Origin of the sequence: Levilactobacillus yiduensis (assembly GCF_024718525.1) — a bacterium.
GTDB classification, from domain to species: Bacteria; Bacillota; Bacilli; order Lactobacillales; family Lactobacillaceae; genus Levilactobacillus; species Levilactobacillus yiduensis.
On sequence record NZ_JAMXAZ010000022.1, the window covers coordinates 1 to 12,971 of the forward strand.

Annotated in this window: 15 protein-coding genes; 5 read left to right on the forward strand and 10 right to left on the reverse strand. The window is 53.1% G+C overall.

Annotated elements, in window-relative coordinates; translation table 11 throughout:
• Positions 1-103: 103 nt before the first annotated feature.
• Positions 104-1,609, forward strand: coding sequence for an MDR family MFS transporter (locus NGM66_RS11100; protein WP_258115674.1), 1,506 nt, complete (start codon positions 104-106; stop codon positions 1,607-1,609).
• Positions 1,609-2,331 carry a DUF4811 domain-containing protein gene (locus NGM66_RS11105; RefSeq protein ID WP_208909171.1) on the forward strand — a complete coding sequence of 241 codons (723 nt, stop codon included), beginning with the start codon at positions 1,609-1,611 and terminating at the stop codon, positions 2,329-2,331. Before NGM66_RS11100 ends, NGM66_RS11105 begins: the two co-directional genes overlap by 1 nt.
• A 348-nt stretch (positions 2,332-2,679) precedes the next feature.
• Here the strand turns inward: NGM66_RS11105 and NGM66_RS11110 are convergent, their stop codons facing one another.
• Positions 2,680-2,940, reverse strand: a complete 261-nt coding sequence (locus NGM66_RS11110; RefSeq protein ID WP_258115675.1) for a helix-turn-helix domain-containing protein — start codon at positions 2,938-2,940, stop codon at positions 2,680-2,682.
• 167 nt (positions 2,941-3,107) lie between these two features.
• On the opposite strand from NGM66_RS11110, the gene NGM66_RS11115 reads away from it, so the two are divergent.
• On the forward strand, positions 3,108-3,812 hold the full coding sequence (locus tag NGM66_RS11115; RefSeq protein ID WP_208909169.1) for an AzlC family ABC transporter permease: 705 nt from the start codon (positions 3,108-3,110) through the stop codon (positions 3,810-3,812).
• Positions 3,803-4,138 (forward strand): AzlD domain-containing protein, encoded by a 336-nt coding sequence (locus NGM66_RS11120; protein WP_208909168.1) that lies wholly within the window; start codon positions 3,803-3,805, stop codon positions 4,136-4,138. The genes NGM66_RS11115 and NGM66_RS11120 overlap by 10 nt, the downstream gene beginning before the upstream one ends.
• A gap of 181 nt (positions 4,139-4,319) precedes the next feature.
• On the opposite strand, the gene NGM66_RS11125 is transcribed toward NGM66_RS11120, so the two are convergent.
• From NGM66_RS11125 to NGM66_RS11160, 8 genes are all read right to left on the reverse strand, one after another.
• On the reverse strand, positions 4,320-5,591 hold the full coding sequence (locus NGM66_RS11125; protein ID WP_208909167.1) for a uracil-xanthine permease family protein: 1,272 nt from the start codon (positions 5,589-5,591) through the stop codon (positions 4,320-4,322).
• A 277-nt stretch (positions 5,592-5,868) separates the two neighbouring features.
• Complete coding sequence (locus NGM66_RS11130) at positions 5,869-6,276, reverse strand: hypothetical protein (RefSeq protein WP_208909166.1); 408 nt, start codon at positions 6,274-6,276, stop codon at positions 5,869-5,871.
• 126 nt (positions 6,277-6,402) lie between these two features.
• Positions 6,403-6,849: a GNAT family N-acetyltransferase gene (locus tag NGM66_RS11135; protein WP_258115676.1), complete on the reverse strand. Its 447-nt coding sequence runs from the start codon at positions 6,847-6,849 to the stop codon at positions 6,403-6,405.
• A gap of 12 nt (positions 6,850-6,861) precedes the next feature.
• Positions 6,862-7,314 (reverse strand): MarR family winged helix-turn-helix transcriptional regulator, encoded by a 453-nt coding sequence (locus NGM66_RS11140; RefSeq protein ID WP_208909164.1) that lies wholly within the window; start codon positions 7,312-7,314, stop codon positions 6,862-6,864.
• A gap of 121 nt (positions 7,315-7,435) precedes the next feature.
• Positions 7,436-8,023: a GNAT family N-acetyltransferase gene (locus NGM66_RS11145; protein ID WP_208909163.1), complete on the reverse strand. Its 588-nt coding sequence runs from the start codon at positions 8,021-8,023 to the stop codon at positions 7,436-7,438.
• 1,075 nt (positions 8,024-9,098) lie between these two features.
• Positions 9,099-9,875: a DUF1003 domain-containing protein gene (locus NGM66_RS11150; protein WP_208909162.1), complete on the reverse strand. Its 777-nt coding sequence runs from the start codon at positions 9,873-9,875 to the stop codon at positions 9,099-9,101.
• A 4-nt stretch (positions 9,876-9,879) separates the two neighbouring features.
• The gene (locus tag NGM66_RS11155) at positions 9,880-10,767 is read right to left on the reverse strand and encodes an RluA family pseudouridine synthase (protein ID WP_208909161.1); all 888 of its coding nucleotides are present in this window, start codon (positions 10,765-10,767) and stop codon (positions 9,880-9,882) included.
• Between the two features lie 12 nt (positions 10,768-10,779).
• The gene (locus NGM66_RS11160; protein WP_208909160.1) at positions 10,780-11,097 is read right to left on the reverse strand and encodes a biotin/lipoyl attachment domain-containing protein; all 318 of its coding nucleotides are present in this window, start codon (positions 11,095-11,097) and stop codon (positions 10,780-10,782) included.
• 161 nt (positions 11,098-11,258) lie between these two features.
• On the opposite strand from NGM66_RS11160, the gene NGM66_RS11165 reads away from it, so the two are divergent.
• Positions 11,259-11,471, forward strand: a complete 213-nt coding sequence (locus tag NGM66_RS11165; protein ID WP_208909159.1) for a hypothetical protein — start codon at positions 11,259-11,261, stop codon at positions 11,469-11,471.
• Positions 11,472-11,543: 72 nt separating this feature from the next.
• Here the strand turns inward: NGM66_RS11165 and NGM66_RS11170 are convergent, their stop codons facing one another.
• Positions 11,544-12,947, reverse strand: a complete 1,404-nt coding sequence (locus tag NGM66_RS11170; protein WP_208909158.1) for a sugar porter family MFS transporter — start codon at positions 12,945-12,947, stop codon at positions 11,544-11,546.
• Positions 12,948-12,971: the final 24 nt, after the last annotated feature.

Genomic DNA, 12,971 nt, shown 5'->3' on the forward strand with positions numbered 1-12,971 from the left:
ATAAGGGAAGGCATTCCCTATTTCTATACAATTCAGAAATCTTTTATGCATTTACACAAGATATTTTACGCTCTCAATTTTATGGATAAAGAGGGAATATACATTGGGAACTGCAATTGATACCAACGGAAAGTCCTACAGCAGAACGCTACTCGTCGTTTTACTGCTGGTGGGGACTTTCTGTACGGTTCTGAACCAAACCATTTTAAGTACCGCCTACCCAACCTTGATGAAGGCCTTTGACGTGTCGACCTCCACCGTACAATGGTTGACGACTGGTTTCTTGTTAGTCAACGGGATCATGATTCCCATTAGTGCCTGGTTATTAACGACCATCAGCTCCAAGTGGTTGTACATCGGCGCGATGTCGACCTTCCTCTTAGGAACGATTCTCTGTTGGTCTGCCGTGAGCTTTCCCATGTTACTCATTGGCCGGCTCATTCAAGCCGTGGGTGTTGGGGTTTCAATGCCATTACTACAGACCCTGATGCTGACCATCTTCCCCGCTAACAAACGGGGAACTGCCATGGGGCTGGCCGGTATCGTTATCGGCTTAGCACCAGCGATTGGCCCGACCCTGTCTGGGTGGGTCATTGATAACTGGACCTGGCGGGACCTCTTCGGCATGATTATTCCAATCGTGGCCGTTGTTGTCATCGCCAGCTTCTGGATCATGCACAGCGTCCTTGAAACGCATAAGGAGCCGCTGGATCTTTTGTCCGTGGTCTTATCCACGATTGGGTTCGGGAGCATGCTGTACGGCTTCTCCTCCGTTGGTGACGACGGCTGGGGCAGCACGATCGTTCTGTCGACCTTAGCCATTGGCTTCATCTTCGTTGGCCTGTTCATTTGGCGTCAACTGAAGATGGACGATCCATTCTTGAATTTCCGAGTTTACAAGTCTAAAGAATTTACCGTTTCCGCTATCCTGAGTTCCGTGGTCAACATGGCCATGGTCGGGGTCGAAATGGTCATCCCCCTGTACCTGCAAATGGTCAAGGGCATGTCCGCTTTCCACTCTGGCTTAACGCTGTTAGCCGGTGCCCTGATGATGGGGATCATGAGTCCGATCACCGGTCGAGCCTTTGACCGCTTCGGTGCCAAGCGTTTGGCTACAATGGGGATGTTCTTACTGACGGTTGGTACCTTACCATTCGTCTGGATCACCAAGGATACGTCCACGCTGTACATCGTCTTACTCTACGCACTGCGGATGTTTGGGATTGCTATGGTCATGATGCCAGCTACGACCGCTGGGATGAACGCCTTACCACTGAACATGATTTCTCATGGGACGGCCGTTAACAACACCCAGCGTCAAGTGGCGAGTTCCGTGGGGACTGCCATCTTGATCAGTGTCTTGACCAACGTGACGAAGGGCCAAATGCCAGCCAAGCACGTCTTGACGACTAACCCATTAAGCTACGCCAATGGCGCCATCAACGCAACGTTGTCTGGCTACCACGCGGCCTTCTGGATTGCCGTTGGCTTCTGTGTGGTTGCCTTAGTCATCTCCTTCTTCTTGAAGGGCAGCAACCACTCCGTCCATTTAGCAGACAAGAGTGCGGCTGAAGAAAACCAAGCCACTACTGAAGGAGGTGCCGCATAATGATCATCTTTACACTGATTATCTTTGCTGTTCTGTCCTTCGTCTTCAACGTGTACGTTTCCAATCGACCACTCAGCAACATCTTGACCGCGATTTCCGTGATCGGCCTGCTGACCAGTATCTTCTTCATGGTGAAAAATGACCATGACCACTACGGCCTGCACGAAGTTACGGAAACGTCTACGCAAAAGATCTACTCGGCCTCACCGTCTAAGCAGTTGCCGATGATGATCTACCAAGCCATCGGGACGGCCGACAAGCACCAGGTCTACGTCTATAAGACCAGTGTCAACGCCAAGAAGACGCAACACACTCGGGCCAAGGTCACGACTAAAAACGTCGTCAAGCGGACCACAGGTGCCAACCGTATCGTCACCAAGAAGGTCTACCGTGAATACAAGAACGGCGCCTACAAGTTCTGGTTTGGTCTTTCCGGTAACGGTCATAAGTACGTGAAGGAAACCAATACCATTTACATCAACAAGAACTGGACCGTCTTGAGCACGGCCCAAGCGAAGAAGTTGCAAGCCCTAAGCAAGTCTAAGTCTTTCCAGGCCAAGCAAAAGACTGCCGCCACGGCTTACGTGAAGAAAGCCGTCATGGCAGCGATGACCAAGAATCCTAGCATGTCTGCGGCGCAACAAAAACAAGTCACCAAGCAAGCCACTGCGGCTTACCAGGCTCAAGCAATGAAGCAATTGATTGCCCAGGTCAAGAAGTAACCGTTCCGACTCGCTGAAAAGCCCTAGTCACTACCGTTTTGGTGGTGGCTAGGGCTTTTTTGCTTGCTGACGATATTGGTGGTTGCTGGCCGCCTTACCGGTCGCTAAATATGAGCCGGTTCGCGGTGGGCGCCGGTCCGAGCCACAGAACGGTGTTTTCCCGGCTCAAAGCAAGGTTGGCAACCGCTCTTTGGCGCCGACCGTCCTTCCCCAGCGTTCCAGCCTAGAATTTCACGTAACGGTAAGGCGACCTGCCTCGCCAATGCCATTTTGCGGTCAAAAAAAGCAGCTCACGGCCGAAAACCGTGGAGCTGCTGAGTGGGTCATTTTACCGATTCATTACCTTAACTAGTTCACCTGGGTTAGTTGCGTTTGGCCTTTACGGCAGCGTGGTAACAACCCGGACAAGTCGTCTAAAGACGTCCCGTTATCCTGAAAACATTGAATCATATCGATCCAGTACAAATCTGAATCATCGAATTCCGTTGTGGAGTGTTCCTTACCTAGAAGCCCATTCTTCACGTAATCCTCAATGCGGCTTGCGTCAACGTGTGCTGATGCTGCCAGTTCAGTTAAGTTCATCTTCATCGCCTGTACCCTCACTTTCATTCGTTATCAATGAGAGTATCATACAACCACCTTTACCGAAATGCAACCTTTTCCGACCATAAAATTTACATGTCTATTTTACGAATAAATTACGGGTTTACGTGACCATAAGTTAGCGCTAAACTGGAGATTAAAATCACATTAGAAACCAGAAAGGAAGTTTGTCTATGGGGCCTTCTCTGACCTTTAGGACCGGCGTTCGCGACGTCTTGCCAACCGTCTTCGGTTACATCGGTGTGGGGCTAGCTTTTGGCATCGTTGCCCACACCAGTCACCTCAGTTTATTGGTGGTCGCCGGCTTATCGTTTATCGTTTACGCTGGATCCGCCCAATTTATCATTACCAGCATGTTGCTCTTACACGACCCTCTCTCCGCTATTTTTCTCTCAACTTTTCTGGTCAATTCTCGGATGATTCTGATGAGCACCAGTCTGGCGCAGTATTTCAAACACGAGTCTTTGACCCGCAACCTGTTGATTGGCACGCTGGTGACTGACGAGACCTTCGCGCTGGCCATGAACAAACAAAATAAGACCCACGGCCGGTTGAGCTTTGCTTGGCAGTCCGCCGCCAACCTGGTGGCCTACCTGGTTTGGGGCGTGGCCACGGTGATTGGCGCCGTACTGGGCGGATTGATTGACGACCCCAGCCGCTTTGGCTTCGACTTTGCCCTGACCGCCATGTTCATTGGGTTGGTCTACCTCCAGCTGATCAGTGACAAACACCTGGGGATGTCGCTGCAATTAACGGTCATGTTGTTTGTCGCCCTGGCCTACTACTTCTTGATCGCCGTCATGAGCCAAAATTTTGCGCTCCTAGTGGCGACCATCGCCGGCTGCCTATTCGGAATGGAGTTGAAAAAATGTCGATAAGTCTTACCGAACTCTGGGTCATCCTCGGTTGCGGCGCCATTACGGTGCTGTCGCGGGTGTTACCATTTGCTTTTGTTAAATCCCTCAACATGCCAGACTGGCTGATCAGCTTTTTGTCCTTCGTGCCCATCACGATTATGACCGCACTGTGCTGCGAGAGCCTCTTTGTCGCCCACGCCGGTCACTTGGCCACACTCAACGTTGCCAACTGTCTTGCGGCGATTCCAGCAACGCTAGCGGGCATCGTGACCAAGAGCCTGTTGATGGTGGTGGTCGTGGGGATCATGGCCATGGCGGTCCTCCGCTACTTTGCCATTGGCGGCTGACCTGGTGACTCATTCCCTGCTGGCCGCCTTACCGTTCGCTAGAGATGAGTTGGGACGCTGAGGACGCCCATATTCTCACAATCAAATCACTAACCCACAATGCCAGCCATTCAGACTTTCCTGAGTGACTGGCATTGTGTTTCTCATTGATTCTCTAACACTATAATCTGGCTGGCTACGGTTAGTCGTTGTCCGGCAAGACCAAGTTCAACACGATACCCAGCACCGCCGCCACGGCTAGACCAGAGAATTCGTACTGGCCAACCTTTAAGTACGCGTTGCCAATGCCGATGACCAAAATGGCCGAGGCAATCATCAGGTTGCGTTTGCGGTTAAAATTAACGTGTTTTTCAATCAGGATTCGCATCCCGCTGGAGGCAATCACCCCAAATAACAAGAAACTGATACCCCCAATGACCGGATTGGGAATACTTTCGATCAGCGCACTTAATTTACCCACGAAGCTAAAGATGATGGCAAAGGTTGCCGCCCCAATCAAGACGTAGACGCTGTGCACCCGCGTGATGGCCAGCACACCCACGTTTTCGCCATAAGACGTCACCGGTGGGCCACCGACGAAGCTGGCAATGATCGAAGCCAATCCATCGCCGGCCAACGTGTGATGTAAGCCGGGGTCCTCGAAGAAGTTGCGGTGCGTCAATTCATTGAGCACCGTGATGTGCCCGATGTGCTCCGTCATGGTCACAAAGGCGATCGGTGCGAGGCTGATAATGGCGCCCCAATAGAAATGCAACGGGTAACTCAAGATGGGCACCTCAAAACTGGGCAACTGTAGCCAAGCTGCTTGCATCACCGGTTTAAAATTAACCAGGCCGCTAGCTGCCGCAATCAGGTAACCAGCGACGATGCCCAGTAGAATCGGGATCAGCGACAGGAAGCCGCGTAAATACAGGTTGAATCCAATCGTCAACAGGAGCGTCGCCATCGCCACGGCAAAGTATTGCCAGTGATAGGTGCCCGCGCCGTCGACCGTCGCCTTTTGCGCCGCACTTCCCGCCAGCGACAGGCCGATGACCATCACCATCGGCCCCACCACGATTGGCGGTAGCGCCTTGTTGATCCAGTCAGATCCAATCAACACGACGATCAACGCCACGACCAAGTAGACGGCCCCCACGGCCAATGTTCCCTGAGCGATTCCCGGGTAACCAGTGGTCTTCATCAGCGCGACCATTGGCACGATGAACGAGAAACTCGACCCCATGTACGCCGGAATCTTTCCCCGGGTGATCAAAATGTACATCAAAGTCCCCACGCCCGAACTAAAGAGTGCGATGCCGGGATTTAACCCCACCAAGATGGGCACCAAGACGGTCGAGCCAAACATGGAAAATAAGTGCTGAAGCGATAAACCTAGCCATTGTCCCCAACTGGGCCGCTCCCAAATGTCAATCAAAGCGTCCGGGTTGCGATAACGCGACGGTGTTTTCATGAACAAGCCTCCAGATCTCAAATTAAAAAAGGACACGCCGTTCCCGTGAAGAAACGCGCGTGCCCACTTTAAGCCTAGACTTAACCCAGCATCTGCCAGAGCGTGCACCCTTCATTGCCTCACGGGACAACGTTAAAGGAACATATTTTTAATTAGTATACCCAGTCCGTCAAGCCAGGTCAATGGACTTTTCTGAAAATCGTTTTTAGCCAATAAGTCATTCTACAATTGAATCAGTCATCTATGAATCGCCTAATCCAATCGACAATTATTATGGTTAATCAACTAGCCGCCAGTCGCCTTCATCCGCCTTGGAGATGTCATTCAAGAATTTCAGCACCCGTTTGGCCCGGTCAGGTTGTTGCTGATGCAATAGGTTCAGCCCGGCGCCCGTGACCATGGGTTGGCTCAACCGAAAATTACCGTCGGCCGTTTCACCCGTGGCAAAGGCCATCACGGTCTCACCCGATTCGATTTGCGTGGTCAAGAAGAACATGGTGAAGTCGTCATCTTCCTGCATGTAGGCGGGCATTGCCCAGATGTCGGGCGCAATCTCTTGCATCTCACCCGTCTCGGTGCCATCGAGGAACTTGAATTCCTTGTGGTTGGCTTGGGTGACCGGTTGCTTTAAGACCAACATCATGTTGGCAAATTCAGTGTCACCCAGTTGAATATTGTCTTTCATCGTTAAACTTCCTCCTAGACGCGCCAGCATGGTTCGCCAGCAAGTTATTCACCATTATACCAGCGTCTTGGCTAAAATTAAATCACGTTGCTGGTCGGACCCCAACTGAAAGACGTGGTCACCCACCTACTGGAAACCCATCGCCTGGTAGAACCGCTGAGCCGCTGGGTTGTGCTCCCACACTCCCAACCAGATGCTGGTCAATCCCAACGACTGGGCCTGAGCCACGGCATGTTGGTAAAATTGTCGCCCCAGTCCTTGTCGTTTGAACGCTGGCAGAATATAAATGCGTTCAATTTCCAATGCCGAGTTGCCACGTTGTTCAGACTGCGTCGGTCCCCAATTTAATTTGAGATAGCCAGCCACCTGACCGTCGACCCACATCAGGTCGTAAGTCGTTGTCGGCTGCCGCATCTCCTGTAAGAGTTGCGGCTGATTGTACGCCGTGTCTAAATAAGCCGCCAAGTCAGCGGCCGTATTGTCCGCGCCAAAGGTCGCCGTGAAGGTCTGGCGACACACCGCTTGTAACTGCCCCACTTCTGCTGGGGTGCATGCTTTAATTTTTCCAGTCATTCAATTAACTCCTTAATAATCTCGCTTTTGTCCGCGTTTGACTGCCTGCCAGCTGGCCGCGATATTGGCATCGACCCGCTTCAGGTACGCCGCTAGTTGTTGCGCCTCGGCCGGGGTGAATCCGTCCAGCGCCACGTCATTGGAATAGGCATTTTCGCGCTGAACCAGGGGGTAAATGGCTGCCCCCTGCGCCGTCACAAAAAGCCGTTTGATTTTATGATTGGTGTCGTCGGGCCGTTTCTCCAAGAGCCCCGCCGTCACCAGCTTCTGGACCGCCCGCGATGCCGTGGCCCGGTCAACCTTCAGTAATTCTATCAGCCGTTCCAAAATGATACCCGGTTGCTCGGCGACCCGCGCCAAATACAGGTACTGGCCCTTGGTCAGCGCAACCTGTTGAAATTCCCGGTTGGCAATCGATTCCAGGGCCCGCGCGATACTGCCGATAGGGCGTAAAATCTCTGTCACTGTCCTCGCCTCCTGACGTTGTTCCCTAGTTTAGCGTAATTTTATTGTATTTACAATAAAATTTTTGTAAAAAAAGACCGCCCAGCCAAATTGCCAGGCGGTCTCCACTTCAGAGTTAAGCTTAGTTGGTCACTCGGATTGGTCGGCCAATCTCGAGTTGCATGTGGTAATACTCGTGGTCCCCAATCATCTGCTTACCGGTAACTTCATAGCCCATTCGCTCATACAAACGCATGGCGTCAGGGTTTTCGAAGTCAACGTTGAGGCCGATAACGGCTTGCCGGTCCCGTTGGGCATAAATCGGTAACGCCCGTAATAACTGGCGACCGATACCTTGCCCTTGATGGTCCGGCGAGACAGCCAATGAATCCAAATACCATTCACCGGCTGCGGTCTCTGAATCTAAATCAAATGGTTCGTCGAAAGCGGCACTTTGAGCTGCTAGGCGAGTCATCACGTCATCTACAACGTCCTCATTTTCACCAGGATAGCCGAATGCCACCCCTACTACTTGGCCATTGGCCTCGGCCACCACCGTGGTTGCCGCCCCGGACAAGTATGTCCGCGTACGGTACGCCGCCGTGATGACCTTCAGTAAGTCGGGGCCTGGAACGTCTTCCAGGTCGGTCAATTCCATTTCGTCGTAGATCAAGTTCATCAGCGGTGCTATCTGAGGCGCATCCGCTGGTCGAGCTTCACGAATTATCACAAAAAATCCTCCATTTCTAGTTCTAATCCTAAGCCTACCGGAGCCACGCAACTTTGTCAAAGCATTTGCTGTCCATCGGCCGTACTGGCCGCCTTACCGTTCGCTAGAGATGAGTTGGAACGCTGAGAGCCCCTCAACTGCAAATGGCGGAAACCAGTGCCTGCGGCTGCCAGGGGTTCCGCCTGCTATGGGGGACACCTCCAGCCCAGGCGCGGGCTTCCGGTTCGCTTGAAAGCCTGGCATAACCCACCAGTCTCCCAAGTCGCCCCACGCTGTAGGCTGAGAAAGGACCTCAGCCAACACCGTCGACACAGCTGGCTGCACCCCTGGCCTCCTCCGGCAAGTTGGGATGTTCAGATAACCAAACGTTAGACTGTAACCACTTATTTTTTTGGCGTTGATAGCCCCAGCTATAGATATTATTGACCACCACAGTAGCCGAGAGTTCACCAAATATGGGCTCAGTCGTGGGAGTTTCCTTAGCGGCAATTCATGCCGGTTAGGAAACCGGCAGCTTGAAGACGCGTTTTGTCGGCTTCAAGCTGAGGGTCGAGACCGCCCTGTGGCTCGGCCCGTCCGCCCACCGCGTTCCGGCCCATATTTGGCGAACGGTAGGCGGACGGGGTTCCCCGGTAGCCCTAGGCAAGGTTGACGTCCCCATCATGGCCGATGTCATCCCCCGTATTCAGTTGCCGATAAAGAAAGGGTAAGTCAATTGTGTTGACCACTACAGTAGCCGAGAGCGGCGTGCCAGATGCGTTCAGCCGTGGGATTTCCCTTAGCGACGCAGTCGGTTAGGGAACTGGCGTCTTTGAGACGTGGGCTTCGGCTCAAAGCGAGTACCAAGACCGCTCTTCAGGCTCGGTGCGTCCGCCCACAGCGTTCTGACGCATCTGGCGCGCCGCGGTAAGGCGGCCAGCCGCCACCATCCCCAAAACCAAAACAGGCCCATCGCCAAGGTGCTGGCAATGGAACCTGTTGGTGGCCACGATGGCCGATGAGACTTGTTTTGCGTTAGTGGGCAGTACGCCCGGCGACGCGTTGGCCAAAGACCAACCCGACGACAAATAAGAGACTAGCGGTGATCCACTTGCTCATGGTGAGACTCCCTTCGTTCTGCCGAATCCGCAGCGGCCTTGGCGGTCCGCAATTCGGCTAGTTCTTGACGAATTTCACCTAAAATTTCTAACTGAAACCGTTCGACCTCCATGGTATGGGGGACCTGGTTCTGCGCTAAGTGGTCGACCTTAGCGTGAAGTAACCGCAGTTCGTGTTCGGACTTGAGGTTAACGTGATAGTCGTTTTCGGCCATCATCCGGTCCCGGTCTGCGGAGCGGTTCTGACTCATCATGATGATGGGCGCCTGAATCGCTGCGACACAGCTCAGCACTAAATTTAACAGAATGAAGGGGTAGTTGTCAAAGTTGACCCCAAAGACGTGCAGGCCGTTGACAATCATCCAGCCAATCAAGACGAACATGAAAACGAAGATAAAGCCCCAAGAACCGCCGAACCGGGCCACGTCGTCAGAGACTTTCTGACCAAACGTCAGGCTGTCCTTCAAGGTGTCGTTGACGTCGATAATGTCATAGTCATCGCTCTGCAGGGCCTTGGTCAACTTATGATTAATTTTTTTCGTCTGTTTTAAGTCAGCGTTGATCATGGCGTCTACGTGATCCAAGCGGTATTTCAAAAGATGATGCCCGCAAATGTAGTCGCTGGGCTGGCTTTGTGGATAATCGCGCTTGATGCGGTTGCGCAACCCCACTTCCAATTCCGCTAGCTGAAGGCCCGTTTCCAGCGAAATGACTTCGCCGTCGACTAGGCAAGTGATGTGTGACTCTTCTGGCATGTGCTCACTCCTCAGATAAACTTCTCAATAACCGCTGCCAGTCAGCGGGCGGCTCACTGCTAAACTGCCGGGCATCCCCCGTAAAAGGATCGGTGAAGGCCAGTGACTGGGCGTGTAAGGCCTGCCGGGTCATGCCGTGTAGTTGCGGTCCCCCGTACAGTTCGTCACCAATCAGCGGGTGATCCAGTGAGGCAAAATGCGCCCGAATCTGGTGGGTCCGCCCCGTATGCAATTTGACCCGCACCAACGTGGCATTCGCCCAACGCTGGACGACCCAGTATTCCGTCTTGGCGGGTTTACCCGCCGGCGAGACCATCTGGTTGTAGCCGGCCGGGTCGCTGGCTAGCGGGGCGTCAATGAGGCCATGGTCATCGGTTAATTGACCACTGACCACCGCGAGATAACGTTTATCCACCTGATGGGCCGCCTGTAGCTGACTCGCCAGACTGTTGGCCAGGCGATACCGTGCGACCCACACCACGCCACTGGTGAACCGGTCCAACCGGGTCAAAATATGCGGCACTTGATTCTCGGCATTTTCCGCTAGCCAGTGCCCCTTGATGCGGTTGACCAGGGTATCCGTCCGATTGGCGGGCCCGGGCACCACGTTTAGTCCCGCCGGCTTATCCACGACCAACCAATCACGATTCTCAAATAAGACCGTGATTGGCGTCTGACTGGTTGCCACGGCTGGGTCGGCGCTTTCTGCCGGCAAGACGACCGTAACGGTATCGCCCACCTGCAGGTCAACGGCCGGCGTGACCATTTGGCCATTGACCTTGATGCTGCCGTCACGCTTCAAATCGCTGAAGACGCGGTGACTGACGCCTTGTTGGTTCAAGAACCGTTTCAAACTGGTGACTGACCGTGTCACCTGCCAACTTAACTCCATACGCTGTCTCCTCTATTCGTCCACAAGATCGATCATCCAATCCAGGTCGTCATTGCGGTTATTCAGCCGTTCCGGATGCGCCGCTAATGCCGTATTGACCGCTTGGATGCGCCCCGCAAAAGGCGACCGCAACGTCAGGTCTTCTTGCTCACCGTGAACGATCATAAATGGCGTCCCCAACTTCACCTTACCGCTGGTCACCAGCCAGGTAATGTGCGTTACGGGTCCGACTAATTCACGGCCATCATCCGCAAACCCTAAGCGCATCAACCCATCTGCATTGGGGGTCAGCCACAAAGCGTTCGCACTTGCTTCAATTCGATCAATCATTGTTGTCACCCCTTACAAAGTCTTTTTCTGATGGTGATGTCCTAGTCCGGCCACCACCTGCAATTAAGTCTCATTTTACCATAGCCGGCGAATTCACGGGAGCTATTTCCCCCTTTCCCGCCAAAACTCTGTATAATGTAAGTCAAAAGGGGGAGATACACATGATGCCAGGTAGTTGGCTGACCGGTAGCTTAATCTTAGTAACCGGTATTGCTTTTATTATTTTCTTAGTTGCAAGGTTAATTCCACGAACAAACCATGACAAGGATACTGTCGCATTACTGGGGGTCTTTACGGTAGTGGCCTTGGGACTGATCGTTCTCGGGGGCTTTCTCAGCATGGGGAGCTGGAGTAGCGCCATGGGTTGCTGGTAAACACTTGTGCACGTTAATGTTGGATAGTCAAACGGACTCGCCGCAACTTGGCCGAGTCCGTTTTTTCGTTCACTAATGATTATGTGATTCTGAGGTCGCGTAGACCTTCTTGCTCTGTGTCCCCTGAGCTTCGATCTCTTCCAGCGTCCGCCCCTTCGTTTCTGGAACGAACAACCGGACAAAGGCGACCCCCAGCAGGCAAATCAGCCCAAAGATACTGAAAACGGCATCTTGGGACATGGACTGCGTCATGATGGGGAATAGCAAGCCCACCGCAAAGGAGCCAATCCAGTTAAAGGACGATGCCAACCCGGATGCGCGCCCCCGAACGGCCAACGGGAAGACCTCCCCAATCAATACCCAGGTCAATGGGGCCCAAGTAAACGCGTAAAACGCCACGTATACGGACAAGAAGACCACGATCAGCATGGGGTTGTTGTCGGGAATGATCAGGTTCAAGATAGCTGGCAGGATGAAGGAAGCGCCCATAACAACGCCACCCAGTGTCAGTAGTGTCCGCCGGTTAAATTTATCTGCGATCACTAAGAAGACCAGTGACCCGATGACCAAGATGATGCCTTGGATAATCGGCCACATCAACGCGGAACTGGCCGCACTCCCCGTCGCCTGTTGAACGATCAGTGGAATGTAGTAGAAAATTGCGTTGGCGCCTTGGAATTGCTGGAAGGCGGCGACCCCGACCCCGGCAATCACCAGGTACCGGTACTTGCTGGAAAATAGCGTGCCCCACGACGTGTTCTTCGCGGCAGCGGTTTCATCAACGGCCGCAGCCTGAATCTCAGCCAATTCATGGTCGATCTCGTTGGCCGGTCGGATGAAGCTCAGGACTTCCTTGGCCCCTGCCAAGTCGCCGTTTTTCACCAAGAACCGTGGTGATTCGGGTAACCGCAATACTCCGGCAAAGAGGATAATCGCGGGGACCGCCGCTGACCCTAACATCAAGCGCCAGGCGAAGGATTCTGGTAGCCCTTTCAAAAGAAAGTCGACAATGTACGAAATCAGCATCCCGGAAACGATCATAGTTTGGTTGATCCCTGTCAGCCGCCCCCGTAACCGTGCTGGCGACATTTCTGACATGTACGCTGGGACCAACGCGGACGCCGCCCCAACGGCCAGTCCTAAGAAGATTCGGACGCCAATCAGGTAATAGGACCCCTGGTTGGGCGCAAAGCTAGATAGTAAGGACCCCACCGCAAAAATCAGGGCTGAGATCAAAATCATTTTCCGCCGGCCGAGCTTATCGGACAATTGCCCGGAAATCGCACCACCAAAGATGGCCCCAAACATCACGGCAGACGTAATCCAGCCGATCAGTCCGGCATTCGTCAAGCTCCAGTCGTGTTCCAGAAACGGCAGGGCTCCGGTCATGACCCCAATGTCATACCCGAACAGAATGCCGCCAAAGGAACCGAAAAAATAAATGAAACCGCTTGATATTTTCTTTTTGCTAGTCATTGTTAGACCTCCCAATGTCTCTCA